This window comes from Bradyrhizobium sp. BWA-3-5, assembly GCF_032917985.1.
Classification (GTDB): domain Bacteria; phylum Pseudomonadota; class Alphaproteobacteria; order Rhizobiales; family Xanthobacteraceae; genus Bradyrhizobium.
Window position 1 is genome coordinate 6,420,652 of sequence record NZ_CP136626.1, and the last position, 26,157, is coordinate 6,446,808.

Here is a 26,157-nt window from a genome sequence, read left to right on the forward strand (position 1 = left end):
ACTTACGCGGCGCGCACCGACTCGAGGAATTTGGCGACCTCGACCTTGAGGCGGTTGCTGTCTCCCGACAGCAGCTGCGCCGCGGAGAGGACGTGCGAGGAAGCGGTCTCCGTCTCGGTCGCGCCGCGCTGCACGTCGGTGATGTTGGCGGAGACCATCTGAGTTCCGGCCGCGGCCTGCTGCACGTTGCGCGAGATTTCCTGCGTCGCCGCGCCCTGCTCCTCCACCGCAGCCGCAATCGCCGAGGAAATTTCGGAGAGCTTTCCGATCGTACCTGAGATCTCCTGGATGGCAGAAACCGAATCCCCGGTCGCGGCCTGGATGCCGGTGATCTGCTGACCGATCTCGCCGGTCGCCTTCGCGGTCTGTTCGGCCAGCGCCTTCACCTCTGATGCGACGACCGCAAAGCCGCGGCCGGCCTCGCCGGCGCGCGCGGCCTCGATGGTCGCATTGAGCGCGAGCAGATTGGTCTGGCCGGCGATGTTGTTGATCAGTTCGATCACGTCGCCGATGCGCGCGGCCGCCTTCGACAATTCGCTGACGCGGTCATTGGTTCGCGCGGCCTGCTCGACGGCGTCGCTGGCCATTCGCGCGGATTCTTGCACCTGCCGGCTGATCTCGGTGACCGAGGACGCCATTTCCTCGGTGGCCGACGCGACCGACTGCACGTTGGTGGAAGCTTCCTCCGAAGCCGAGGCGACGGTGGTGGCGAGTTCCTGCGCGCGCTCGGCGGTCGAGGTCAGCGTGCCCGCAGACGCCTCGAGCTCGGTCGAGGCCGAGGAAACGGTTTCGACGATCTGGCCGATCATGGCTTCGAAGTCGCGTGTGATGGTATCGACGCGGCGGCCGCGCTCGATCTTGGCTTCGGCATCGCGGGCTGCCGCCTCGTCGGCGGCCTTCTTGGCAATCAGCGCATCCTTGAAGACCTGCAGGGCATCCGCCATCGCGCCGATCTCGGTCTTCTCGCCGCGGCGCGCCACTTCGGCGGACAGATCGCCGCTTCCGAGCGCCTGCATCGGCTTCACGATGGAAGCAATGCCGCGCGAGAGGTCGCGGACGAGATAGAGCCCGACGCCGATACCGCAGATGATGACGGCGGCGACAATGCCCAGCACGGTCCAGAACGCCAAATTATAGCCTTCCGCAGCCTGCCTGGTCGCGGTATCAGCGCCCTTGTTGTTCAGGTCGATGGATTTTTCCAGGAACGCATCGGATTCCGCGGCGATGACGGCGACCTTCTTGGAGATGGCCTCGCTCGCCTCATGCGGGATGCGGCCAATGCTCGCCCGCGACAGCTCGATGACTTCCTGCACGCCCGTGATGTATTTGTCCCAGGCGCGCGACCAGTTCTCGTAGATGGCGCGCTCCTCGGCAGAGTTGATCATCGGCTCGTAAGCCTTGCGGTCTTTCGCGATCCTCTCGAGGATGCCGGCCAGCCGCTTGTCGTTGGCGGCCTTCGCCTCCAGCGTTTCCGCCATGACATGGGCGCGGAGCGCAATGCGGAACAGGTTGATGTCCGTGCGCAACTCACCCAGCACGCGGACGCTCGGCAGCCAGCTATCGGCGATCTCCACCGTGTGGGCATTGATCATCTGCATGCTGCGGATCGCCAGCAGGCCCATGCCGGACATTGCGATCAGCATGAATGCGATCACGGCGATGACTTTGGCGCGGATGGAAAGAGCGGACATGGCTGAACCTCGCAGCTGGCTGCAGAATAAGGATGGCGCCATGAATTCTGCGGAACCGCCGTCAAGCTTCGATGCGCCGGGAATATTCGGCAACCCTAGGCGTCAGCTTCCAAGCATTTGTTAATTATGGACTCCGTAATATTACTCAGAACGTCCATTGGATGCGCTAGGTGACGGATTCCGCGATCAGGCGAATCCTGAACACCGGCTGCTTGGCTTCGTCCAGCAGCTCCATCTGCCATTCGGCGTTCTGTTTCAGGCTGCGGGAAATACTGCCTAAAAGGTTACCGCAGACCTTGGTCATCTCGGCCCAGGCGGCCTCGCGGCTTTCGAATTCGGAGCCCTGATCGGACGCGCCGGCGTATCGGCCGTGGCTGATCCGAAAAAAATACAGCGGCATAGCTTTATCTCTGTGTTGGGCCGCCTCCCGGCCTTCTATGCCGGTCAGTTCGAACGAGATTCGCTACCATGGCGTGAATGCGCCGGCCCGTATGACTACGGGCTCGCGCATCGCGGGCAGCGGTGGAATGACGGAAATTCGGCGGCCGGACGCCACCGGTCACAGTAATCAGTCGGTCGACCGGCGCAACTCCGGCGCGCCCTCGGTCTTGGCCGGTTCGGCCTTCACCGGCTCGAGCTTGGCACTCTCGACCGCCGGCGTCTCGACCCGCGCCGTCACCTCGGCACGCGCGTCGGCCGAAGCGCGCGACTCCTCCCGGCGATGCAAAGAGCGCGGCCGCGAAACCGAGCGCGCCATCAACATCTGCGAGGCGCCCTGGTGGCGGAAATCGCAATAGGCGAAGCCCATGCCCGAGACGGAGCCGCGGAACGAGCGGTCGTCACGCTTGTCGAGATTGAAGCACGGCTCGAACGGCAGGCCCTTGATGGAGGCGCAGACGGCCTGGCCACGAATCTGCAGCGTGTTGCCGGGCAGGCGCACATGGCGGATCGGGCCCGAGCCGCTGAACTGAATCGAACCGGCGGCGCCGAGATCATCAAGAATGCGGCCCGCGCCACGGGTGCCGTCGAAACAGGTGAAGGCGAAAACCTTGCCGCTGACGAACCTGCGCGCCTCGTCGGCGTTCATCATCCCGGCCACGGCAGGAACGATTGTCGCGACAGCCGTGACGGCCCCCAGAACCAAACGCGCAAGCATGCAGCTACTCCAACTTTACAAGAGCGCGGGCGCCCGCTTCGGCGTGAGCATGAAACCGGGACCCCAACGTACCGGACTCAGTCTGCAGGCCTTTACCCGCTGCTTACCATACCAACCGTGGCGACATTGAAGCACGTTGGTTGGTAAAGTCTGAACGGCGTTAGACAATTTTTACCACGATTCGACCGCGGACCTGGCCCGCCAGGATTTGTGCGCCGGTTCCAATGACTTGGTCAAGTTTAATTTCCTGAGTAATATCAGCAAGTTTGTTCTTATCCAAGTCGCTCGCGAGACGGTTCCAGGCGAGCTTGCGCTGGGTTAGCGGACACATCACGGAATCGATGCCGAGAAGGCACACCCCGCGCAAAATGAACGGTGCGACGGACGACGGCAAATCCATACCGCCGGCAAGGCCGCACGCAGCGACGGCGCCGCCATACTTCGTCATCGAGAGTACGTTGGCGAGCGTGGTCGAGCCGACGCTGTCGATGCCGCCCGCCCAGCGCTCCTTCGCCAGCGGCTTGGCGGCCCCCGAGAGCTCGGCGCGGTCAATCACTTCGGCTGCACCGAGCCCCTTGAGGTAATCGGCCTCCGACATCCGCCCGGTCGATGCGATGACGTGATAGCCAAGTTTCGACAGCACGGCGGTGGCGACCGAGCCGACGCCGCCCGCGGCGCCGGTTACAACGACCGAACCACTTTTCGGCGTCAGGCCGTGCTTCTCCAGCGCCAGCACCGAGAGCATCGCGGTGTAGCCGGCGGTACCGATCGCCATCGCCTCACGGGTGGACATGCCATCGGGTAGCCGCACCAGCCAGTCGCCTTTGACCCGGGCCTTCTCGGCATAGGCGCCGAGATGGGTTTCACCCATGCCCCAGCCGTTGCAGACGACCTTGTCGCCGGCCTTCCAGTCCGGATGCGAGGATTGCGCGACGGTGCCGGCGAAATCGATGCCGGCGATCATCGGGAAGCGCCGCACCACCGGCGCCTTGCCGGTGACGGCAAGGCCATCCTTGTAATTCAGTGTCGACCATTCGACCGCGACCGTGACGTCACCGTCCATCAACTCGGCTTCGTCGAACTGCGTCAGCGCGGCGGTGGTGCCCTTCTCCGCCTTGTCGATCCTGATGGCCTTGAACGTTCCCACGGCAACCTCCCCGGACTGTCCTTTGTCGGGAGTGTTTACCGCATCACGCGGGTTGTGCAACCGCCCGCGCCACCGGCCGTTCGACGATCGGCAGGTTGATCAGTGCCGACAGCACGCCAAACAGGATAGAGAGCCACCAGATCGGCGTGTAGGAGCCGAACTGCTCGAACACGACGCCGCCGAGCCAGACGCCGAGGAAGCCGCCGACCTGATGGCTGACGAAGGCAAAGCCGTACAGCGTGGCGAACCATCTGGTGCCGAACATGAGCGCCACCAGCGCCGAGGTCGGCGGCACCGTCGACAGCCAGGTCAGGCCGGTCGCGGCACCGAACACGATCGCCGAAAGGCTCGAGATCGGAAACGAGATGAACGCCATGATCGACAGCGCGCGAGCAAAATAGATCAGCGAGAGGATGTAGCGCTTCGGATATTTGTTCTGCAGCCAGCCGACCCCGAGCGAGCCGATGATGTTGAAAAGACCGATCGCCGCAACGACCCAGCCGCCGGTCTGCGCGGATACGCCGCGATCGGCGAGATAGGCCGGCAGATGCACGGTGATGAAGGCGAGCTGGAAGCCGCAGGTGAAGAAGCCGAGCACCAGGAGAACGTAGGAGCGATGTCCGAACGCTTCCGCGAGCGCGGTCTTGAACGATTGCTCATCCCCGGCACGTTCGCTGGACGGCGCCGACGGGGGCGTTGCGATCGCAAGCGACAGCGGCACGATCAGCAGCATCAGCAGCGCGAACACCGTCAGCGCCGCCTGCCAGCCGAAATTGTCGATCATCGCGACGCCGAACGGCGCGAACAGGAATTGCCCGAAGGATCCGGCCGCGGTGCCGAAGCCGAGCGCGATCCCGCGCCGCTCCGGCGGCAACAGCTTGCTGAAGGCCGATAGCACCAGGTTGAACGAACAGCCCGACAGGCCGAAGCCGATCAGGACGCCGGCGCCGATATCGAGCGAGAGCGGCGTCGTGGAATAGCGCATCAACAGAAGTCCGGCGGCATAGAGCAGCGCGCCGACGACCATCACCCGCAGGATGCCGAAGCGATCGGCGATGGCGCCGGCGATCGGCTGGCCGAGACCCCACAGCAAGTTCTGCAGCGCGACCGCCAGACCGAACACGTCGCGTCCCCAGGCGAACTCGCGGCTCATCGGCTGAACGAAAAAGCCGAGGCTGGAGCGCGGCCCGAAGCTGAGCAGCGCAATCAGGCAGCCGCAGATCATGATCACCAGTGGGGTCCGCCAGGTGCCAAGGGCGGAAGACGGGTGGCCAGAAGATGGGTGAAGGTCGCCGTTCGCTGCCGCCATGTGTTTCCCCTGGACATTCCGCGCCCGGAAAATGCCGGGCGAAGGTTACCGTGAGTTAATGCAACTGCATGGAAAGCCAAGGGGCTGAAGAGAAAATTTTCCACCGCAGGGCAGACCTGCAAAATTGGCGAGGACAATGAGAGCAATTCTGCGGACCCGTGCCTCGCTGTCGTCCCTGTGAACGCATATGAACGCAGGGACCATACGCCGCTGCCATGCGATGTGAGGAAGTGCGCGCCGTTCGATTTTGTTCACCAATCTCCGCCGGTGGTTATGGGCCGCTGCGTCCGCAGGGGCGACGGAGAGACTTATCGTTTGGTGCTCGCCTGCTCGGCCGAGCTTTGCGCGGCTTCGGCGAGTTTTGCGGAGATCGCCGCCGTCTCGGCGGCCGTGCCCCAGCTCGGCGCATCGCTGCCGTTGCCCCAGGCCCGCGGCCGGTAGAAGGTGTGCACGCCGGTCTTGTACATCTTTCGCATTTCACTGACCCAGGACGGGCGCACCCAATAGGCGTGGTAGTGCGTCGACTTGTCGACCTCGGGCAACCAGAGCTGGCCGTCGAGCATCGCCTTCGCGATCTTCTTCGCGCGCTCCCACATGTCGGGCTCGCGGATCACGTCCTTGTTGTTGTCGCAGGCAAAGGTGAACTGGCACGCCAGATGGCGGTGCTTGTTCTGGTAGACCACGCCGCACACCGTCTCCGGATACTTGCCGGAGAAGGCGCGGTTCAGCACCACCTGCGCCACCGCGATCTGTCCGCGCACCGCCTCGCCGCGGGCCTCGAAATAGACCGCTTCGGCGAGACATTTTTCCGACTTGGCGCGCGATTTCTCGTCGAACAGGCCGAGACGTTCGGCCGGCGTCTTGGCGCGCTGATTGTCGGCGTTGACCTCGCCCTTCGGCGCGACGCTCTCGCCCATCTCCCCGGCGCGCACCGGGCCGTCGGCATCGACCGGCAGCGAGGACATCACCTTCATGTCGGGATCAGGCCGCGCGCCCGGCATCACGATCACAGGCTCTTCGCCGGGCTGCCAACGCTCAATGCTCTCGGGCGAGCCAAGCGAGGAGCCGAAGAACAGGCTTGAGGTCTTGACGGAAAAACTATCGCGCCGCGGCTCCGCTAGTTTCGGCGCGACCTTGATATCGTCCTGCGGCTTGCTCTCCACCGACAGCGACATGTCGAGCGGCGGCGCGCGCAGCGCGGCCTGCAGCTCGGGATCAAGCGGCGCGCGCTCGACCGGCGGCGCCTCGGCGGTCTTGGCGCCCTTGACCAATGCATTTGAAGTCGCGGGATCCTCGATCGCCGGCGCGCGCTCGGTGGGGACAGTGGTCTCCGCAGGTGCGGGCTGCCTCACCACGAGACGATCGCCCTTCAGCGTGCGGTCGACCTTGGGAAAATCAGCGGCCTGATAACGCGGCGGCGGCGCAACCAGCGGACTGCGCGTCACCGATCCTGTGATGTCGAGGCCCTGGGTATCGAGACTGGCGAGCCGATAGGTCGCGGTTTGCGGCGAAGACGTTCCGATCGGACGGCCAAAGGAGAAGGTTGCGACCTGGATGGTGTTGGCCGAGCCGAACACCCGCTTCTGCCAACGCTCGGCGATGCCGGGCTGGCGGGCCAGCAGCGAAGCGATATCCTGATATCCGATCTCGGTCGGCATCAATGCGAAGATGCAGAGACCGAGACCGAAGGACGCGAACCGCGCGCCCTTCGGCTGGTTACGCAACACAAACATTGTACGCTCACGCAACGCTTACTGGGATCGAACGTCAGTACATCCGTGCAATTCGATCTTTTTTGTTGGTATCGAATTTAGGTTGCCGGGGAGTTAATCGGCGTGGCGCGCGTGTTACACGCAAGCGATCGCCGCGGAATTCGCTTAATGCATCGGAAGTGTTGGTAAACAGGCGCGCGATGAAAGTGGTAAACATCCCGTCAACGAGGATGATGAAGAAATTTTTCACGCGTGGGCGAGCCGAATGTTGAGCCCCAGGTTCCAATGCACTTTATCGTGCTGAAGTACCTCCGCCGTCATTGCGAGAAGCGTAGCGACGAAGCAATCTATCGTTATGCCGCGCGATGAGCTTCGCTGCGCTCGCAATGACGGATCTCCCATGCGCGCAAAACAAAATGCCCGGGACGAGCCCGGGCATCATTGTCGTTATATATAAATCTGAAGAACGCCTACGCCTGGCTCTCGATCTTCTTGCCGAGCGCGGCCTGCGCGGCAGCGAGGCGCGCGATCGGCACGCGGTAGGGCGAGCACGAGACATAGTCGAGCCCGATCTCGTGGCAGAACGCCACCGATGCCGGATCGCCGCCATGCTCGCCGCAAATGCCGACCTTCAGGCTCGGCCGCGTCTTGCGGCCGCGGGTGACGCCGATCTTCACGAGCTCGCCGACGCCGTCGCGATCGACGGAGATGAACGGATCGATTTCCAAAATCCCCTTGCTGACATAGGTGCCGAGGAAGCTGGCCGCGTCGTCGCGGCTGATGCCGTAGGTCGTCTGCGTCAGGTCGTTGGTGCCGAACGAGAAGAACTCCGCGGTCTGCGCCACGTCGCCGGCCATCAGACACGCGCGCGGCAGCTCGATCATCGTACCAACCTGGTACGCGAGCTTCTTGCCGGTCTCCTTCATCACCGACTGCGCGGTGGCGTCGATGCGCGCCTTGACGAGGTCGAACTCGGCCTTGGTCGCGATCAGCGGCACCATCACCTCGAGGCCGACGGCCTTGCTGGTGCGCTTTTCGGCTTCGACCGCGGCTTCGAAGATCGCACGTGCCTGCATCTCGGCGATCTCGGGATAGGCGATCGCAAGACGGCAGCCGCGGAAGCCGAGCATCGGATTGAATTCGGCCAGATCGCGGGCGCGGTCGGCGAGCTTGCGCGGATCGGTGTTCATCGCGCGCGCGACTTCCTCGATCTCGGCCTGGGTGTGCGGCAGGAACTCGTGCAAGGGCGGATCGAGCAGACGGATCGTGACGGGCAGCCCCTTCATGATCTCGAACAGCTCGACGAAGTCGGCGCGCTGCATCGGCAGCAGTTTTGAGAGCGCTGCGCGGCGCGACTGCTCATCTTCGGAGAGGATCATCTCGCGCACGGTGCGGATGCGGGTTTCCTCGAAGAACATGTGCTCGGTGCGGCACAGGCCGATGCCTTCGGCACCGAACTTTACGGCGGTGCGCGCATCGTCGGGCGTATCGCCGTTGACGCGGACGCCGAGCTTGCGCACGTCGTCGGCCCAGCCCATCAGCGTGCCGAATTCGCCTGACAGCTTCGGCTCGATCATCGGCATCTTGCCGGCCAGCACCTGGCCGAGCGAGCCGTCGATGGTGATGACGTCGCCGGTCTTGAAGGTGCGCGAGCCGATGCTCATCGTGCCGCGGCCGTAGTCGACGCGGATGGCGCCGCAGCCGGAAACGCAGGGCTTGCCCATGCCGCGCGCGACCACCGCAGCGTGCGAGGTCATGCCACCGCGGGTGGTCAGGATGCCTTCGGCCGCATGCATGCCGTGAATGTCTTCCGGGCTGGTCTCGATGCGCACCAGGATGACGCTGCGGCCGTCGGCCTGAAGTTTTGCAGCCTCATCCGACGAGAACACGATCTCGCCGGAAGCGGCGCCGGGTGAAGCCGGCAGGCCGGTGGCGATCACATCGCGCTTGGCCTGCGGATCGATGGTCGGGTGCAGCAACTGGTCCAGCGAGGCCGGATCGATCCGCATCACCGCGTCCTTTTTCGAGATCAGGCCCTCATTGGCGAGCTCGACCGCGATGCGCAGCGCCGCCTTTGCGGTGCGCTTGCCGCCGCGGGTCTGCAGCATCCACAATTTGCCCTGCTCTACCGTGAACTCCATGTCCTGCATGTCGCGGTAGTGCTTCTCGAGCATTGTGTAGATGCGCGTCAGCTCCTTGAACGCATCCGGCATCGCCGTTTCCATCGACGGCTTGTCGGAGCCGGATTCCTGGCGCGCGGCTTCGGTAATGTCCTGCGGGGTGCGGATGCCCGCCACGACGTCTTCGCCCTGCGCGTTGATCAGGAATTCGCCGTAGAGCTTGCTCTCGCCGGTCGAGGGATTGCGCGTGAAGGCAACGCCGGTCGCCGACGTCTCGCCCATGTTGCCGAACACCATCGCCTGCACATTGACGGCGGTGCCCCAGGACTCCGGAATGTCGTGCAGCTTGCGATAGGTGACCGCACGCGCATTCATCCAGGATGAAAACACTGCGCCGATCGCACCCCACAATTGCTCATGTGGGTCCTGCGGGAAGTCCTTGCCAGTCTCGCGCGCCACCGCTTCCTTGTACTTTCCGACCAGTTCGACCCAGTCGTCGCCGGAGAGATCGGTGTCGAGCGTATAGCCCTGGCTGTCCTTGAAGGTGTCGAGGATGTCCTCGAAATGATGATGCTCGAAGCCGAGCACCACGTCCGAATACATCGTGATGAAGCGGCGATAGCTGTCATAGGCGAAGCGGCGGTCGCCGGAGAGTTCGGCGAGCGCCTCGACAGTCTTGTCGTTGAGGCCGAGGTTGAGCACGGTGTCCATCATGCCCGGCATCGAGGCGCGGCCGCCGGAGCGAACCGACACCAGCAGCGGATTCTTCGCATCCCCGAACGCCTTGCCGGTCAGCTTGCCGACATAGTCGAGCGCCTTCTCGACCTGCGGCTTCAGCGCCGGCGGATAGGATTTGTCGTGCGCGTAAAAATAGGTGCAGACCGAGGTCGGAATGGTGAAGCCAGGAGGCACCGGCAGGCCGAGATTGGCCATTTCGGCGAGGTTGGCGCCCTTGCCGCCCAAGAGATCGCGCAGGCCCGCTTTGCCCTCCGCCTTGCCATCGCCGAAGGTATAAACCCACTTGCCGGATTTTACCGCTTCCACAGCCGGCTTGCTGACCGCCGGCTTCTTGGCCGGCTTGGCCTTGGTGGCCGGGGCCTTCTTCAGCGCCTTGCGGGCGGCGGGGGCAGCCGCGACCTTTCGGGCCGATGGCTTTGATTTCGCTGCAGATTTCGCTGCAGCCTTCTTGGACTTCGCGACGGCTTTGGCCATGGATTCCAACTATCCGAAAAAGGGAGAAAGATGCGCGCCTTACACCATTTTGAGGGGTTCCGCGCAAGCCGCGAAACCCTGCTTTCCTATAGTGTTTTGGAGCGACGCGGGTACCGGTTCGCGCGAAGAAAACGCGTCAAAAACAGCAATCTAGAACCGGAGCATCTTGAATACGCCAAGGCCGGCGAGACCGACCACGATCAAGTAGATCGCGACGATGAAATTCAGAAACCGCGGCATGATCAGAATCAGGACTCCCGCGATCAGGGCGACGATCGGGGAAATGTGCGCAGCGGTGATGGTCATTGAGATCTCCGGCTGAGGGATGGGGAATCGAATCGAGGGCTGCAACTTAACCGCTGGCGCGGTTCGGGAATAGCAAGACGCCCGACGCTTCAATGGGTTCCAGCCTCCGCAACAATTCCCCAGAAATGCCCCGGATATGGCCGCGCTTTGCCGGAACAATGCGGGGCGCGAATGAATTGGACCGCATTGTGCGCTGGCGGAGGCCGGCGTCTCTTCTCGCGAAGGAGTTCATCATGCGGAACAGACTATTTGCCATTGCGGCGATCGCGGGCGCGATGGCGGCCCCGATCGCGGCGCAGGCGCAGACCACGATTACGACCGGCGTGGCCGGCGGCGGCACGGTCGTCATCGGCGAACACGAAGGCATCGTTGCCGATCAGCGGCCGGCCTTCCGTGAATATATCGTGCGTGAGCGCGTGCCGAATTATACGATCTCCGAACGCGTCGTGGTCGGCGGCGTGCTGCCGGAAACCGGCGTGACCATTTACGACGTGCCGCAAACCTTCGGCGTCACGCCCTATCGCTACACCGTGGTGAACGGCCAGACGGTGCTGGTCGAACCACGTTCGCGTCGCATCGTTCAGGTGGTCGATTAGACCTCAGTAGCCTGAACGATCTGGTCCGGGCGCCGCGCAAGCGGATGTGCGCGAGATACGACCGGACAGAAACCCCGCTCGGCGTCCCCTCCGGGCGGGGTTTTTCTTTTGCTTTCTCGTGTCACGGATGGCTCTCTCTCGTGTCCCGGACGCGGTGCAGCGTGAAACGCTGCTCCGCAGAGCCGGGACCTTTCTCACCCGGTGACTTATGGGCCCCGGCTCAGCAGCGCAGCACTTCTTGCTGCGCAGCGTCCGGGGCACGAGAGCGTTATTCCCTGATCTCCAGCCCCGGCTTCTTCACGACCAACCGGTGAATCTTCTTTCCTGACGACGCGCTGACGACCTCTTCGTCGAGCAGAACCGTTGTGTCCTGCAGCTCGGTGCGCACCACCGCGGGATCGAACGCGGCGTAGAGACGCCCCTGCGGATCGCGCTGGTCCTCGCCCTCGGTGACGCGCCAGCTCAGATAGAGAATGCCGCTCGGCTTGACGACATCGAGCAGACGACGAACCGAGGATGCGATCTCCTTGTGGTCGAGATGCATGATCACGGTTTCGCACAGCACGTTGTCGAACGTGCCAATGCCGTTCAGATCAGGCAGCTCGGCATGCGCGAACTTGTAGGAGGGATAGCGCCGGCGCGCCTCGTTGAGCAGGCCCTCGGAGGCATCGAAGCCGACCGCCGCAAAACCATTCGCGTGCAGCCAGGCGACCTCACGGCCGCAGCCACAGCCGATATCGGCGGAATTGCCGCCGCGCACGAAGAACCGCTCGACGATTTCCTGCAGGTCGACGGGGGCGGGCTGACCGAGCCAGTCGCTCGCGAACGCCGCCGCACCGAGGTCGTAAGCGGCGAGCGTCTGTCGATCCATGATCTAGCCTTCGATCTTTGAAAAGTCCGCCACCGCGCGGGTGGCCGCGCGGATTTCATTCAGTAGCTTTAGTCGATTCTCGCGCACATCGGGTTCATCGGCATTGACCTTGACCTTGTCGAAGAATGCATCGACAGCGGGACGCAACTTGGCCATCGCGATCATCGCGGTGGCAAAATCTTCCTTTGCAACTGCACTGGAGGCCTCGCGCTTGACCTGGTCGATCGCCTTCGCCAGCGCCTTCTCCTCCGGCAACTGCAGGAGCGCGGCATCCGGCGCGCCGCCATACGTGCGCTTGTCCTTCTTCTCCTCGATGGCGAGGATGTTACTCGCGCGCTTGGTCCCTGCAAGCAGGTTCTTGCCGTCCTCCGTATCGAGGAACTTGCCGAGCGCCTCGACGCGGCGCACCACGAGCAGCAAGTCGTCCTGGCCGCCGAGCGAGAACACGGCATCGACGAGATCGTGCCGCGCGCCCTGGTCGCGAAGCTGGACTTTCAGGCGGTCGGCGAAGAAGGAGAGAAGGTCGCTCGAAAGATTCTGACCATCGCCCTTTGCGGTCAATCCACCGATCGCCGACTTCGCGACGTTCAGGATTGGCAGTCGCAGCGTATTGTCAACGATGAGCCTGATCACACCGAGCGCCGCTCGCCGGAGCGCATAGGGGTCTTTGCTGCCGGTCGGCTTCTCGTCGATCGCCCAGAAGCCAACCAGGGTATCGATCTTGTCGGCCAGCGCGACCGCGACGCTCACGGGATCGCCTGGCACGCGGTCGGCGGGCCCTTGCGGCTTGTAATGCTCCTCGCTCGCCGCGGCGACCGAGGCGTCCTCGCCCTGCGCCAGCGCGTAGTATTTCCCCATCAGGCCCTGCAGCTCGGGGAATTCGCCAACGACTTCGGTGAGCAGATCGGCCTTCGCCAGATGCGTCGCGCGCTTGGCCTTTTCGACATTGGCGCCGACCAGCGGCGCAATCTCAGCCGCCAGCCGCTCGATGCGCTTGATCCGCTCCGCCTGCGTGCCAAGCTTCTCGTGGAACACGATCTGCTCGAATTTCGGCAGTCGGCTCTCGAGCTTGGTCTTGAGGTCGGTCTCGTAGAAGAATTTCGCGTCAGACAGCCGCGCGCGGATCACGCGCTCGTTGCCGGCAACAATCACCTTGCCCCCGTCGGCGGCATCGATATTGGCCGTCAGGATGAACTTGTTGGCGAGCTTGCCCGTCTTGGGGTCGCGCACCACGAAGCATTTCTGGTTGTTTCGGATGGTGGCGCGGATCACCTCGTCTGGGATCGACAGGAATTCCGCGTCGAACGATCCCATCAGCGCGACCGGCCATTCGACGAGGCCGGCCACTTCATCGGCCAGTGCCTGGTCTTCCACCAACTCAAAGCCCTGCGCGAAGGCCAATTCCTTGGCATCCTCAAGAATGATGTCCTTGCGCGCCTGCGGGTCGAGCACGACCTTGGCGGCTTTTAGCTTGGCCTCATAATCCTCGAAGCGGCGCACCTTGATTGCATTAGGCGCCATGAAGCGGTGGCCGTGAGTGGTCTGCCCCGTCTCGATGCCGTCGACGGAGAATTTCACGACATCCGGCTCTTCGGTCTCAGGCCCGAAGGTCGCGATGATCGAATGCAGCGGGCGCACCCAGGACAGCGCGCCTGATTTCGCCGAACGCTCGCCCCAGCGCATCGATTTCGGCCACGGGAAGGTCCTGATGATGACGGGCAGAATCTCGGCCAGCACGTCGAGCGTGGCGCGGCCCGGCTTTTCGATCAGCGCAACGTAGAAATCGCCCTTCGGGTCGCGTTGGATCGTCGCCTCATCCAGCGATTTGAGGCCGGCCGCTTTCAAAAAGCCCTGCACGGCGGCATCGGGAGCGCCGATCTTCGGCCCGCGGCGCTCCGTCTTCAGGTCGGGCTGCCGCTGGGGAATGCCGTGCACGGTAAGCGCCAGGCGTCGCGGCGTCGCGAACGCCTTGGCGCCTTCATAGACCAGACCCTCGGCGACGAGCTTGTCGGTGACCATGCGGCGCAGATCGTCCGCCGCCTTGGCCTGCATGCGGGCGGGGATCTCTTCGGAAAAGAGTTCGAGGAGAAGATCAGGCATCAGGCCGCCCTGCCCGTTTCGGTGTGAATCCAGGCCTCGCCGCAGGCCTTGGCCAGCTCGCGCACCCGCATGATGTAGCTCTGCCGCTCGGTGACCGAGATCACACCGCGTGCATCCAAGAGGTTGAAGACGTGGCTCGCCTTGATGCACTGGTCATAGGCCGGCAGCGCCATCAGATGCTCTTTCTGATTGCCGCCTTTTTTCCAGCCCGCCGCGAGATAATTCCGGCAGGCCTCTTCGGCCATCTTGAACTGCTCGAACAGCATCGCGGTGTCGGCATATTCGAAATTGTGTCGGGAGTATTCCTGCTCGGCCTGCAGGAAGACGTCGCCATAGGTGACCTTCTCGGCACCTTCGCGGCCGTTGAAGTTGAGATCGTAGACGCGGTCGACGCCCTGTACATACATCGCCAGGCGCTCGAGCCCGTAGGTCAGTTCGCCGGCAACCGGCGCGCATTCGACGCCCGCGACCTGCTGAAAGTAGGTGAACTGGCTGACTTCCATGCCGTCGCACCAGCATTCCCAGCCGAGCCCCCAGGCGCCCAGCGTCGGACTCTCCCAATCGTCCTCGACGAAGCGGATGTCATGGACGGCGGAATCGATGCCGATTGCGGCCAGCGACTTCAGGTACAGGTCCTGCAAGTTGGGCGGTGACGGCTTCATGATTACCTGGAACTGGTAGTAGTGCTGCAGCCGGTTGGGATTTTCGCCGTAGCGGCCGTCCTTGGGCCGCCGCGAGGGCTGCACATAGGCCGCGTTCCAGCGCTTCGGCCCGAGCGCGCGCAGCGTGGTCGCGGGATGGAAGGTGCCGGCGCCCATTTCCATGTCGTAGGGCTGCAGGATCACGCAGCCCTGCTCGGCCCAGAACCGTTGCAGAGCAAGGATGAAGCCCTGGAACGAACGTTCCGGGCGCATATGGGCAGGAAGGGCGTCCATCGGCAGAATCGGTCTCGCAAGGGGGGTTTTGAGCGCGCGGGACCGTATCGGCGTGCAGGCGGGGAATCAAGGCGATGGAAGGGAAGGATTTGTGCCTCTCTAACCGGCATGGCCGGGCTCGTCCCGGCCATCCAAGTTCTTCTCTCGTCCACGAGCCAAGTCGTGGATGTCCAGGACAAGCCGGGCATGACGAACTTAGGGTGCGACGAACTTAAGCTTAACCCGGCCGGTAGGCCCCGGTGACCGGGTCACGGCGCAGCGTTGGAATTTCAGCCGTCTGGGCGGCCTCGGCGACGCGTGCCAGACGCGCCTCTTCCAATTCCCGGTTGATGCGGACGGCAGTCTTGTAGGCCCAGCGGACCACGGCGAGCCCTCCCAGGGCACCCGCGAATGCGATCAGCGGCGGCATCGGTCGATCCTTGTCGTTCACGTGTCAGCCCCCAATAAAGACATTCTCGCTTAAGCCGGGCTGCGCCGCAATCGGGCTTTTGGGGCTAAATGGTGCGCTCACTTGCCCGTTAGAATCCAAATTTGGCCCAAATCGCCCGGGTCTCGACGGCCGAAATCAGTTCATCCGGCAATCCCCCGATACCATCAAGCACTGCCAGCGAGCCCGCCCCCGGTGAGCGCCGGCCGAGCAGTCCGGACAGCATGCCGCTGGCGGGCGCGATGACCGGCGTCAGCACCTTCTCGCCGAAGCGCGCGCGCAGCGTCGACCTGAGATCGCCAACCGCGTCGGCGAGGCCGAGCGACACCGACTTCTCGCCGGCCCAGTATTCGCCGGTAAACAAAACGTCATCATTGCCATTGAGGCGCGCGCCGCGGCTTGCCTTGACCAGAGCGATGAAGATGCCGTGGATCTCGCGCTGGAGCGCCTTCAGCCGCGCCACGTCATCGGGGTCCTCGGGAAGGAACGGATCGAGCATCGCCTTGTGCTCGCCGGCCGTGTAAAGCCGCCGCTCGACGCCAATCCGCTTGAGCAGATCCTGAAACCCAAAACTGCCGCCCACCACCCCGATCGAGCCGAGGATCGAGGACGGATCGCAGAAGATCTCGTCGCCTGCGCAGGCGATCATGTAACCGCCGGAGGCCGCGACGTCCTCGACGAATACCAGCACCGGCAGCTTCTTTTCCTCGGCAAGCTGCCTGATCCGCAGATAGATTTGGCGCGATTGCACCGGCGAGCCGCCGGGCGAATTGATCACCAGCGCGACCGCCTTGGCGTGCCGGGTGGCAAATGCACGCTCCAGCGTTTTGGCGATGCCGGCGAGCGTCAGGCCCGGCCGCAGCGGCGTCACCGCGCCGATGACGCCCGACAGGCGCACCACCGGAACGACAGGAACGTCGCGCCGGAATTTCGCCGGAATGAGTTGCTTCACCCTGTCAACGAGGTTCGGCAGTCCTGTACGATCACTTAATTGTTCACTCATGCCGTTACCTCGAATTAACCATTTTTTATCCCACCACTGTCATTGCAAAGGCGGAATGCCTTTCGGGCCGGGAACGCCTTTTGCATTGCAGATGTTAAAGCTGCAATGGCGCAGCGGAGACTGACATGAAAATCTACCTGCTGATAATGCTCATCGGCAGCCTTCTGGCCGCGATCCACTTTACATCGGCGCCCAAGCAACAGTCAGAGACGCTTCCGCAATAGCGTCCTGGTTCCCTGATCGCCGTGCGCACCGCGCTCAGGCGTTACCGAGCGGCAGGCTCCCCTGCCCGGCCAAAATCTCCTGCACCTTCCGGTTGGGCACGCCCGGCTCGTCATTGAGCATCAGGGCAGGATGGATTTGCGTCAGCGCCCTGCCGCCTTTGGCGGCGCGAACCAGGATGCGGTTGGCGGGCGCCTGCGCGTCGCCGTGGACGGGCAGGATCTGCAGGCTCCCAAAACCGTGATCGAGCGCGGCGAGCACTTCGGCAATGCCGTCCGCGCGCCAGATCAGCGTCATCGTTCCTCGTGACCTGAGAATCCGCCGGCCGGCGTGAACCCATTTCAACAGCGTCGTCGCGGTCGCCATATGCGCAATGCCGCGTGCCGTATCCGGCGAGGCGCGGTGCCGCGCCGGATCGTTGAACGGCGGATTCATCAGCACCGCATCGATGCTGTCGGGACCGAGCCCGGCGGCGGCAAAGCTGGCCGCATCCGCCTCCACGTCGAGCACGGCCACATCGGCCTTGATCGCATTCGCATCCGCATTGGCGCGTGCAAGGCCTGCCAGCGCCGCATCGATCTCGACCAGAACCAGATCGATGCCGGGGACGCGCTTGGCGACTGCCAGGCCGGCAACGCCGACGCCGGCGCCGAGATCGGCGACGCGGTCCCCCGAGCGGGCGGCCGTTGCCGCCGCCAGCAGCACCGCGTCGTGGCCGGCGCGATGTCCCGATTTCAGTTGCTTCAGATGCAATTGCCCGCCGAGAAACGCATCCTCGGTGAGTTCAAGAACGGGGTCACTCATCGGAGCGCAATTCGTGAGCCAGGCCCGCCTCGGCGAGCAATTGCCGGGCCGCGCGAATATCGTCTTCGTGCACCAGAATACGGCGCGGCAGGATGCCGAGTGATCCCTCGATCACACTCATGTTCTGGTCCAGCACCAGATGATGGATATTGGCGCCGTCGAGCAGCGCGCCGATTGCGGAAACCAGCACGATATCGTTGGTTCTGACCAATTCCCGCAACGGATGTTCTCCTTTTCGCCCAAGTGCGACCGCGGCGCGCGGCCTGTCAACCGCTAGCTGCCCTTGCCGCCATAGCCGTCACTTTCTATTGTAGAACAAGGATAATGCGAATTGGCCAAAATTGGAGACCCGCGTGGCGGTTATTGTACCCTTCGAAAGTCCGTCCAACGCCTCGATCGATGCGCTGGTCGGACTCGTCGCCGCCGACATGGAGCGGGTCAACGCCACGATCCTGTCGCGGACGGGGTCGGAAGTCACGATGATCCCGGAAGTGGCCAATCATTTGATCTCCTCCGGCGGCAAGCGCCTGCGCCCGATGCTGACGCTCGCCATGGCGAGCCTCACCGGCTATTCCGGCGACGGCCATATCAAGCTCGCCGCCTCCGTCGAGTTCATGCACACCGCGACGTTGCTGCATGACGACGTGGTCGACGAAAGCGAACTGCGCCGCGGCAAGCTGTCGGCGCGGATGCTGTGGGGCAATGAGGCGAGCGTTCTGGTCGGCGACTTCCTGCTCGGCCAGGCCTTTCGCATGATGGTCGAGGTCGGCTCGTTGCGCGCGCTCGACATCCTCTCCTCCGCCGCCGCCACCATCGCCGAGGGCGAGGTGATGCAGCTCGCAGCGGCCAAGAATACCGCGACCACCGAGGACGAATATCTCGCGGTTATCCGCGGCAAGACGGCCGAACTGTTCGCCGCCGCCTGCGAGGTCGGCCCCGTCATCGCCAACCGGCCGAAGGCGGAGCAGACCGCCTGCCGATCGGTCGGCATGAATCTCGGCATCGCCTTCCAGCTCGTCGACGACGTGCTGGACTATGGCGGCAAAGCAGCCAAGCTCGGCAAGAACATCGGCGACGATTTCCGCGAGGGCAAGATCACGCTGCCGGTGGTGCTGGCATTCCGCCGCGGCAATGACTCTGAGCGCAAGTTCTGGATCAAGGCGCTCGAGCGCGGCGATATCGGCGATAGCGACCTCGATCATGCGATCGGGCTGATGACCAAGCACCGCGCGCTGGAAGACACGATCAGCCGCGCCCAGCATTATGGCGCGATGGCGGTGGATGCGCTGGCGCTATTCCCGGCCTCGCCGATGAAGAGCGCGCTCGAACAGGTCGTGGCGTTCTGCCTGGCAAGGTCGCATTGATTCCACCGCCGTCATATCCCGCGAAGGCGGGGTATCCAGTACGCCGCGGCCTCTCAATACATCAATGAAAGCCTCTGGAATACTGGATCCCCCGCCTTCGCGGAGGATGACAGCGAGCGCGCCTCACTCAACCCATCGTACGAGACATCGCATTGACCGGCGCCAATTTCCTCCCGTTTCTGCTGGCTGCGCTCATCGTCGCCGCCGTGCCCGGTCCCGGCATCTTCTATGTCGCGGCACGGACGCTGTCCGGCGGCAAAAGCGCGGGTTACGCCTCGACGTTCGGGACGGCGTTCGGCGGGCTCGTGCACGTGATCGGCGGCGCGCTTGGCGTCTCCGCGATCATCCTTGCAAGCGCCGATTTGTTCACCGCGCTCAAATTCGCCGGCGCGCTCTATCTGGTCTGGCTCGGCATCAAGACCTTTCGCGAGGCGCGCGATGTACTCGCGCAACCGATCGTCGCGGCCGGTACACAACATGTCTTCCGCGAAGGCGTGCTGGTCGAAGCGCTGAACCCGAAGACCGCGGCGTTCTTTCTGGCCTTCATTCCGCAATTCGTCGATCCCTTCGCCGGCTCGGTCGCGCTGCAGTTCGTCACGCTCGGCCTTATCTCGGTCGCGCTAAACACGTTCGCCGATGTCGTCGCGGTGATGATGGCGACCAGTGCACGCGCCGGTCTGACGCGGCATCCAACCCTGCTGCAGCGGTTGCGGCAGGGCTCGGGGCTGTTCATCGCGGGCTTGGGTATTTCGCTGGCGCTGGCCCGGCGGCCTGGGTCATAGCCTATACTACGAAGAGAATCTCAGCTCAGCGTTCCCGCGTGCACCCACCATGTCGGGTGATCGCGCCGGATCTGCTCGGCCGCGCGGTGCGCATCGGCGGTGTTCTCGTAGATCGCAAAGCAGGTGGCGCCCGATCCGGACATCCGCGCCAGCCACGCGCCGTTGGTGGCGTTGAGCGCCGCGATGACGTCGCCAATGACCGGCTGTACGCGCAGCGCCGGCGGTTCCAGGTCGTTGGAATTGGCGGCGAGCGCTTCGACCCACTCTTCCAGCGATGCCTTGTCATCGGGCCAGCGATCGCGCAGCAGCACGTCGGTGACACCGACCAATAATTCGCCGTTGCGCAGGCCGAGCGCGTTGAAGACGTCGCGGGTGGCGACGGGAACGCCGGGATTGACCATCACGCAGGGCATTTTCGGCAGGGTCAGCGTCTGCAGCGCTTCGCCGACGCCGGTCATGATGCAGCCGCGGGAGTTGACGCAGACCGGCACGTCGGCGCCGGTCAGTTGCGCGACCTCGATGATGCGAGGATCGTCGAGCGCAAGGCCGTTCAATTGTGCGAGCAGGCGCAGCGCCGCCGCGGCGTCGGCCGAGCCGCCGCCGATCCCGGCTGCGACAGGCAACACCTTGTCGAGCGTGAAGCTGCCGGCTTTCATACCGGGTACACGCTCCGCCAGCAGGCGGGCAGCCTTGAGCACCAGATTGTCCGAGGTATCACCGCACGCCTGCGCCAGCGGTCCGGACATTTTCAGATCCAGATCCGCACCTGGTATCAGCGTCAGGCGGTCAGCGCAGTCGGCAAACGCGACCACGCTTTCGAGATCGTGATATCCGTCCGCGCGACGGCCATTCACCCGCAAGGACAGATTGACCTTGGCGCGCGCCTCGTCACTCAGCATGGGCATTGCCGAACAGCTCCCAAAGTCTTCTGTCAGCCACCCTTGCCGTCTTCTTTCTTCTTGTCGGCGGAAGCCGCAGAGGAGGTGTCCTCGGGCAGGCCATTGGCGATCTTCGCCTCGATCTTCGGCAGTTCTTCCGCCTCGGGCTTGAGGTCGCGCGCATGGGCCCACTGGAACTTGGCTTCCAGCGTCCGCCCGACGCGCCAATAGGCATCGCCGAGATGGTCGTTGATGGTCGGATCCTCTGGCTTGAGATCGATCGCGCGCTCCAGGTTCTTCACCGCGTCCTCGAAATTGCCGATCCGGTAGAACGCCCAACCCAGCGAATCCACGATGTAGCCGTCGTCAGGCCGCTGGTCGACGGCGCGGCGGATCATCTTCATGCCCTCGTCGAGATTAACGCCCTGGTCGATCCAGGAATAGCCAAGATAGTTGAGGACATGCGGCTGCTCGGGCTGCAGCTCCAGCGCCTTGCGCATGTCGGCCTCGGCCTTGCTCCACTGCTTGGAACGCTCCAGGCAAATGCCGCGATAGTAATAGGTGACCCAGGTATTCTTGTCGCTCACGCCGGGCGTCGCGTCGATCGCCAGCGAATAGGTCGTGGCGCAATCAGCGAATTTCTTGCGGCCGCGCTCGATGTTGCCGAGCGCCATGATGGCCTCGATGTCCTTTGGCGCCTCGGTGATGACGCCCTTCAGGATCTTGATCGCTTCCTCGCTGCGGTCGGCGGCGTCCAGATTAGTGGCGAGCTGAATCTGCGCGTTGCGCTTGAGCGGCGAACTCGCCGGCATGCGCTCGTAGACCTTGATCGCCATCTGCGGCTTCTTCACGGATTCGTAGAGATCGGCCAGCGAGAGCAGCGCCAGCGGATGACTGGGCTGCAAATAGAGCGCGAGCTGCAGATAGACCAGCGCCAGATCCTCGCCGCCACGGCGGGTCAGCGTGGCGCCGATGCCGTAGAGCGCCTCGGCCGCACCCGCCTGTGCCGAATCGACCAGCGGGGGCAGCTTCTTGCCGGCCTTGGCCTCCCGCAGGCCTTCCTGCACCAGCGGATGCCGCGGCACCTTCTTGTCAAAGGCCTCGTAAATGGCGGCCGCCGCTGCGCCGTCCTTGTTGCGCGACAGCCAGCGCGCATGGGCGTCAACCACGCGCAGCATCGAATCGTCGAGCTTATAGGCACGCTCGAACCGGGGGCCGGCGTCCTTGTCCTTGTTGGAGGACTCCAGAATCATGCCGGTGTGGAGGTCCTTGAAGATCGGATACCACTCGGGGCCAGTCAGCTTGTCGATATTGGCAACCGCGGTCTTGGCATCGCCGGCGCCGTAGCTTGCCCATCCCGACAGCAGCGTCGCCACCAGATCGGTGATCGGGCCGCGAATCGACTGGTTGATGTTGACCTGCGCGGCGGCGTATTTCTTCTGCTTGAGATCGCGCACGCCGACCACCAGTCGCGCGACGCGGTTGGCCTTGTCCATGGTCAGGATGCGATCGGCAAGCTTGACCGCTTCATCGATGTCGCCGTCGGCGAGCGAGGAAATGAAGGCGCGGTCGAGCAGCTCGTTGTTCTTCGGATCGGTGCGTAGCGCGGAGCGGTAGAAGGCCGCGGCGGAATTCGCGTCGCGCTCGACGCTGGCATGGCGCGCGGCGAGATAGCTGCCCGCCGTGGTCAGCGATTTCAGATCGGCCTTGGAGGGGAACTGCGCGGCGTTGTCGGCCGGATGGTCGGGGGTCTGGGCCCAAACCAAACCAGGCGTGGTCAGGCTGGCTGCGGTGATGGCGGCGATGGTCCAACGATTCATACGAGTGGAAAGCATCACGGTTCGCATAGCTCCAGGATGTTCGGCGGGATCGGTACGATCGGTGTTTTACGATCGGTCTTTAATGCAAACCCAAGCGGCGGCATCTCAATCAGCGACAATGCCGCTTTTGGCCCTCAACCGCAAGGATACGCCAAGGACAAGTCGTGGCGAATCGGTTGGCAGATTAGGCCCTTAGGCCTCCGATTTGGCCAGCCCAACCGGGAAACGCTTCTTCTATGGCGGTATCGTGGCCGAAGGCGGTATCACCCTGCCCCGGCTCACGCAATCGTGGTTGTTACGGCCGCGTTACATACCCTGGTAGTTCGGCCCGCCGCCGCCCTCGGGAGGAACCCAGGTGATGTTACCGTTCGGGTCCTTCACGTCGCAGGTTTTGCAGTGGACGCAGTTCTGGGCGTTGATCTGGAAGCGCGGACCGGAGGCCTCCTCGACCCACTCATAAACGCCGGCCGGGCAATAGCGGTTCGAGGGGCCGGCGAAGACGTCATGTTCCGACGTCTTCTGCAGGTTCATGTCGGCGACCTTGAGATGGATCGGCTGGTCCTCTTCATGGTTGGTGTTGGAGAGGAACACCGAGGACAGCTTGTCGAAGGTGAGCTTGCCGTCCGGCTTGGGATAGGCGATCGGGGTGTGCGACTTCGCCGCATCCAGTGTCTTGCGGTCGGGCTTTGAGTGCGATTGGGTGCCGAACAGCGAGAAGCCGAGCGTGTTGCACCACATGTCGAAGCCGCCGAGCGCGACGCCGATGACGGTGCCGAACTTCGACCATAGCGGCTTGACGTTGCGGACCCGGTGCAGGTCCTTGCCGACGGCGGAATCCCGCCAGGCGTTTTCGTATTCGGCCAGTTCGTCATTGGCGCGGCCGGCGCCAAGCGCTGTGGCGACATGCTCGGCAGCAAGCATGCCACTGCCCATCGCGTTATGCACGCCCTTGATGCGCGGCACGTTCACAAAACCTGCCGCGCAGCCGATCAGCGCGCCGCCCGGGAAACTCAGGCGCGGCACCGACTGGTAGCCGCCCTCGGTGATGGCGCGCGCGCCATAGGAAATCCGCTTGCCGCCCTCGAACACGGAGCTGATCGAGGGATGAGTCTTGAAGCGCTGGAATTCGTCGAACGGTGACAGATACGGATCGTCGTAGTTGAGATGCACGACGAAGCCGACCGCGACCTTGTTGTCGTCGTAGTGATAGAGGAATGAGCCGCCGCCGGTCCTGTTGTTCAGCGGCCAGCCGAACGAATGCTGGATCAGGCCCTTCTGGTGCTTGGCGGGATCGATCTCCCAGACTTCCTTGAGCCCGATGCCGAATTTCGGCGGCTCGCTCTTGGCGTCGAGCGAATATTTCGCGATCAGCTGCTTGCTCAGGCTGCCGCGCGCGCCTTCGGCGAACAGCGTGTATTTGCCGAGCAGCTCCATGCCGCGCGTAAAGGAATCCTTGAGACTGCCGTCGCGGGCGATGCCCATGTCGCCGGTCGCGATGCCGCGCACCGCGCCGTTGTCGTCATAAAGCACCTCGACCGCGGCAAAGCCCGGATAGATTTCGACGCCGAGCGCCTCCGCCTTCGGCGCCAGCCAGCGGCAGACATCGCCGAGCGAGCCGACATAGCAGTGATGGTTGTTCATCAGCGGCGGCATCATGAAATTCGGCAGACGGATCGCACCGACCTCGGTGGTCCAGTAGAAGCGGTCCTTCTTCACCTGCGTCTTCAGCGGACAGTCCGCATCGTCGCGCCAATCGGGGATCAGTCTGTCGAGGGAGACCGGATCGATCACCGCGCCCGACAGGATATGCGCGCCGACCTCGGAACCCTTCTCCACCACAACGATGCTGAGATCGGCATTGAGCTGCTTCAGCCGGATTGCCGCGGCGAGGCCCGACGGCCCGGCACCGACGATCACGACGTCGAATTCCATGGATTCGCGGGGAGGAAGTTCTTCTGCACTCATGATCTTGTCTCAGCCCGATTGAGAACGGCTCTAAAGCGCTCTTGTTTACGATTTTTGCGGAGAGGACAACCATGGAAATGCAACTGCGGGGCGTTTCACGCCTGCCGGATCCATATTAGATTGGCATAATGGATTTGATCCCCGAACCTGCACCTAATCTCAGGCAATTGCTGGCTTTTTATCTGGAAGCCGGGGTCGATTGCGCGCTGATGGAGGAGCCCGTCGACCGGCTGAGCGAGCCGGAAAGCCCGCCAGCGCCGGCCCCGGTCCGCGAGGTTGCCCCGAGCCCCATCAGGGAAATGCCGGCCGCGATGCCGGCGGTTCCGCGCAGCGAAACAGCGCCGGCCCCGGAAGCGGCGATCGCGATGGCGCGCGAGGCGGCGCGCACGGCGCCGACGCTGGACGCGCTGCGCGCGCTATTGGAAAAATTCGAAGGCTGCGCGCTGCGCAACACCGCGACGCGCCTGGTGTTCGCCGACGGCAATCCCGAGGCCCGCATCATGTTCGTCGGCGAAGCGCCCGGCCGCGACGAGGACATCGCGGGCCTGCCCTTTGTCGGGCGTTCCGGCAAGCTGCTCGACCGGATGATCGCGGCGATCGGGCTCGACCGCAGCAAGGCCTATATCGCCAACGTGATCCCCTGGCGGCCGCCCGGCAACCGCACGCCGACGCCGCAGGAGACGCAAATCTGCCTGCCGTTCATCCAGCGCCAGATCGAGCTCGTGAACCCGGACGTGCTGGTGACGCTCGGCAACCCTTCCACGCAAACGCTGCTGCAGACGCGCGAAGGCATCATGCGCACGCGCGGCAAATGGATCGACTACGACACCGGCACGCGCACGATCCGCGCCATGGCGACCTTCCACCCGGCCTATCTGCTCCGCTCGCCGTCCTACAAGCGGATGTCGTGGCAGGACCTGCGCGCCATCGCGAAGGCGCTGGAGAATAGTTCGTCGCGATGATCGGCAGCACGAACAAGGCCGAGCGCTATCGCGATTTTTTCCGCCTGCAGCTTCGCTTCGCCGAAGCGGTCGCCGAGCAAACATCGACGCCTGTTGCCGATGCCGTACTGCTCTACACCAACTTTCATCGCCGCTTTGGCCTTGGCGACGTCAGCCGGGATGGGGTGAGCCCGGCATGGAACGACTACGCGCACAGGCTCGCCAAACTCGGGACACATGACCAGCGCGCGGGCTGGACGCAGACATTCTACACGCAGTCCCCCGACGAGCGAGCCGGGCCTCAGGAACACGTCTTCGGTTGCTTCGAGTTCGAGGCCGACGACGAAACCGGGATCGTACGTCCTCACTTTTACAATCGCGATACCCGGGGATCCCTGAGCAGGACCAGAATCGAAACACGGCGGCGCGAGCTTGGAGCCATGTTCGCCTACATCAAGCAACGCTTTCCGGCGGCGAGGCATGTCGAAGGCCGCTCGTGGCTTTACGGCACGGAAGCCTACCGGCGGCTATATCCGGAAGATTACGTCCAATCACGCGAGGTGATAGAAGGCGCGGCCCGATTTCAGGGCATGGCATGGTGGGGACAATTTCTGGATCGCGATGGCAATGTAAAGCCGCCACTGCGGCAGGCCCTGTTTCGCAACCTCGATCGGCTGAATGCAAACAGGCTTTGGGAGGCCTTCCCACTTCCCGCCTTTCGCGTGAGCGCACCGATCGATGCTTTCTACGCCAAATATGGAATCTGATTTTAGAGAAGCACCATCGCGAAGATCTC

Annotated in this window: 24 protein-coding genes; 5 read left to right on the forward strand and 19 right to left on the reverse strand. The window is 63.7% G+C overall.

What is annotated here, in order from left to right; translation table 11 throughout:
* Positions 1 to 2 precede the first annotated feature (2 nt).
* The 9 genes from RX331_RS30800 to RX331_RS30840 form a co-directional block, all read right to left on the reverse strand.
* Positions 3 to 1,691 (reverse strand): methyl-accepting chemotaxis protein, encoded by a 1,689-nt coding sequence (locus RX331_RS30800; protein ID WP_317253358.1) that lies wholly within the window; start codon positions 1,689 to 1,691, stop codon positions 3 to 5.
* A 166-nt stretch (positions 1,692 to 1,857) separates the two neighbouring features.
* On the reverse strand, positions 1,858 to 2,091 hold the full coding sequence (locus tag RX331_RS30805; RefSeq protein ID WP_317253359.1) for a DUF6894 family protein: 234 nt from the start codon (positions 2,089 to 2,091) through the stop codon (positions 1,858 to 1,860).
* Between the two features lie 168 nt (positions 2,092 to 2,259).
* Positions 2,260 to 2,847, reverse strand: coding sequence for a hypothetical protein (locus tag RX331_RS30810; RefSeq protein ID WP_317253360.1), 588 nt, complete (start codon positions 2,845 to 2,847; stop codon positions 2,260 to 2,262).
* Positions 2,848 to 3,007: 160 nt separating this feature from the next.
* Positions 3,008 to 3,994: an MDR family oxidoreductase gene (locus tag RX331_RS30815; RefSeq protein ID WP_317253361.1), complete on the reverse strand. Its 987-nt coding sequence runs from the start codon at positions 3,992 to 3,994 to the stop codon at positions 3,008 to 3,010.
* Between the two features lie 43 nt (positions 3,995 to 4,037).
* Positions 4,038 to 5,303 (reverse strand): MFS transporter, encoded by a 1,266-nt coding sequence (locus RX331_RS30820; RefSeq protein WP_317253362.1) that lies wholly within the window; start codon positions 5,301 to 5,303, stop codon positions 4,038 to 4,040.
* Positions 5,304 to 5,611: 308 nt separating this feature from the next.
* Positions 5,612 to 7,036, reverse strand: a complete 1,425-nt coding sequence (locus RX331_RS30825) for a cell wall hydrolase (protein ID WP_317253363.1) — start codon at positions 7,034 to 7,036, stop codon at positions 5,612 to 5,614.
* Positions 7,037 to 7,070: 34 nt separating this feature from the next.
* A complete protein-coding gene (locus tag RX331_RS30830) occupies positions 7,071 to 7,265 on the reverse strand; it encodes a hypothetical protein (protein ID WP_317253364.1) in 195 nt (64 codons plus the stop codon).
* Between the two features lie 220 nt (positions 7,266 to 7,485).
* Positions 7,486 to 10,347, reverse strand: a complete 2,862-nt coding sequence (gene ppdK / locus RX331_RS30835) for a pyruvate, phosphate dikinase (protein WP_317253365.1) — start codon at positions 10,345 to 10,347, stop codon at positions 7,486 to 7,488.
* Positions 10,348 to 10,497: 150 nt separating this feature from the next.
* Complete coding sequence (locus RX331_RS30840; protein WP_082649707.1) at positions 10,498 to 10,653, reverse strand: DUF3096 domain-containing protein; 156 nt, start codon at positions 10,651 to 10,653, stop codon at positions 10,498 to 10,500.
* A 233-nt stretch (positions 10,654 to 10,886) separates the two neighbouring features.
* On the opposite strand from RX331_RS30840, the gene RX331_RS30845 reads away from it, so the two are divergent.
* Positions 10,887 to 11,249 (forward strand): DUF1236 domain-containing protein, encoded by a 363-nt coding sequence (locus RX331_RS30845; protein ID WP_317253366.1) that lies wholly within the window; start codon positions 10,887 to 10,889, stop codon positions 11,247 to 11,249.
* Between the two features lie 268 nt (positions 11,250 to 11,517).
* Here the strand turns inward: RX331_RS30845 and RX331_RS30850 are convergent, their stop codons facing one another.
* The 7 genes from RX331_RS30850 to RX331_RS30880 all read right to left on the reverse strand — a co-directional run bounded on the left by RX331_RS30850 (position 11,518) and on the right by RX331_RS30880 (position 17,831).
* The gene (locus tag RX331_RS30850) at positions 11,518 to 12,120 is read right to left on the reverse strand and encodes a class I SAM-dependent methyltransferase (protein WP_317253367.1); all 603 of its coding nucleotides are present in this window, start codon (positions 12,118 to 12,120) and stop codon (positions 11,518 to 11,520) included.
* Positions 12,121 to 12,123: 3 nt separating this feature from the next.
* The gene (gene glyS, locus RX331_RS30855) at positions 12,124 to 14,220 is read right to left on the reverse strand and encodes a glycine--tRNA ligase subunit beta (RefSeq protein WP_317253368.1); all 2,097 of its coding nucleotides are present in this window, start codon (positions 14,218 to 14,220) and stop codon (positions 12,124 to 12,126) included.
* Positions 14,220 to 15,155, reverse strand: a complete 936-nt coding sequence (locus tag RX331_RS30860; RefSeq protein WP_317253369.1) for a glycine--tRNA ligase subunit alpha — start codon at positions 15,153 to 15,155, stop codon at positions 14,220 to 14,222. The genes glyS and RX331_RS30860 overlap by 1 nt, the downstream gene beginning before the upstream one ends.
* A gap of 217 nt (positions 15,156 to 15,372) precedes the next feature.
* Entirely contained in the window at positions 15,373 to 15,564 is a 192-nt protein-coding gene (locus tag RX331_RS30865; RefSeq protein WP_283034990.1) for a hypothetical protein, read from the reverse strand.
* A gap of 109 nt (positions 15,565 to 15,673) precedes the next feature.
* Positions 15,674 to 16,585 carry a S49 family peptidase gene (locus tag RX331_RS30870; RefSeq protein ID WP_317253370.1) on the reverse strand — a complete coding sequence of 304 codons (912 nt, stop codon included), beginning with the start codon at positions 16,583 to 16,585 and terminating at the stop codon, positions 15,674 to 15,676.
* Between the two features lie 258 nt (positions 16,586 to 16,843).
* Positions 16,844 to 17,611, reverse strand: a complete 768-nt coding sequence (locus RX331_RS30875) for a tRNA1(Val) (adenine(37)-N6)-methyltransferase (protein WP_317253371.1) — start codon at positions 17,609 to 17,611, stop codon at positions 16,844 to 16,846.
* On the reverse strand, positions 17,604 to 17,831 hold the full coding sequence (locus RX331_RS30880; protein WP_317253372.1) for a DUF2007 domain-containing protein: 228 nt from the start codon (positions 17,829 to 17,831) through the stop codon (positions 17,604 to 17,606). The genes RX331_RS30875 and RX331_RS30880 overlap by 8 nt, the downstream gene beginning before the upstream one ends.
* Before the next feature lie 133 nt (positions 17,832 to 17,964).
* Between RX331_RS30880 and RX331_RS30885 the strand changes: the two genes are divergently transcribed.
* Positions 17,965 to 18,975: a polyprenyl synthetase family protein gene (locus RX331_RS30885; protein ID WP_317253373.1), complete on the forward strand. Its 1,011-nt coding sequence runs from the start codon at positions 17,965 to 17,967 to the stop codon at positions 18,973 to 18,975.
* Between the two features lie 152 nt (positions 18,976 to 19,127).
* Entirely contained in the window at positions 19,128 to 19,757 is a 630-nt protein-coding gene (locus RX331_RS30890) for a LysE family translocator (protein WP_317253374.1), read from the forward strand.
* A 20-nt stretch (positions 19,758 to 19,777) separates the two neighbouring features.
* On the opposite strand, the gene RX331_RS30895 is transcribed toward RX331_RS30890, so the two are convergent.
* The 3 genes from RX331_RS30895 to RX331_RS30905 form a co-directional block, all read right to left on the reverse strand.
* On the reverse strand, positions 19,778 to 20,662 hold the full coding sequence (locus tag RX331_RS30895; RefSeq protein ID WP_317253375.1) for a 4-(cytidine 5'-diphospho)-2-C-methyl-D-erythritol kinase: 885 nt from the start codon (positions 20,660 to 20,662) through the stop codon (positions 19,778 to 19,780).
* Between the two features lie 26 nt (positions 20,663 to 20,688).
* Entirely contained in the window at positions 20,689 to 22,470 is a 1,782-nt protein-coding gene (locus RX331_RS30900; protein WP_317253376.1) for a tetratricopeptide repeat protein, read from the reverse strand.
* Between the two features lie 291 nt (positions 22,471 to 22,761).
* Positions 22,762 to 24,420, reverse strand: coding sequence for an electron transfer flavoprotein-ubiquinone oxidoreductase (locus tag RX331_RS30905; protein WP_317253377.1), 1,659 nt, complete (start codon positions 24,418 to 24,420; stop codon positions 22,762 to 22,764).
* 134 nt (positions 24,421 to 24,554) lie between these two features.
* On the opposite strand from RX331_RS30905, the gene RX331_RS30910 reads away from it, so the two are divergent.
* Positions 24,555 to 25,382 carry a uracil-DNA glycosylase gene (locus tag RX331_RS30910; RefSeq protein WP_317258276.1) on the forward strand — a complete coding sequence of 276 codons (828 nt, stop codon included), beginning with the start codon at positions 24,555 to 24,557 and terminating at the stop codon, positions 25,380 to 25,382.
* Positions 25,379 to 26,128, forward strand: coding sequence for a hypothetical protein (locus tag RX331_RS30915; protein ID WP_317253378.1), 750 nt, complete (start codon positions 25,379 to 25,381; stop codon positions 26,126 to 26,128). Before RX331_RS30910 ends, RX331_RS30915 begins: the two co-directional genes overlap by 4 nt.
* Positions 26,129 to 26,157 lie beyond the last annotated feature (29 nt).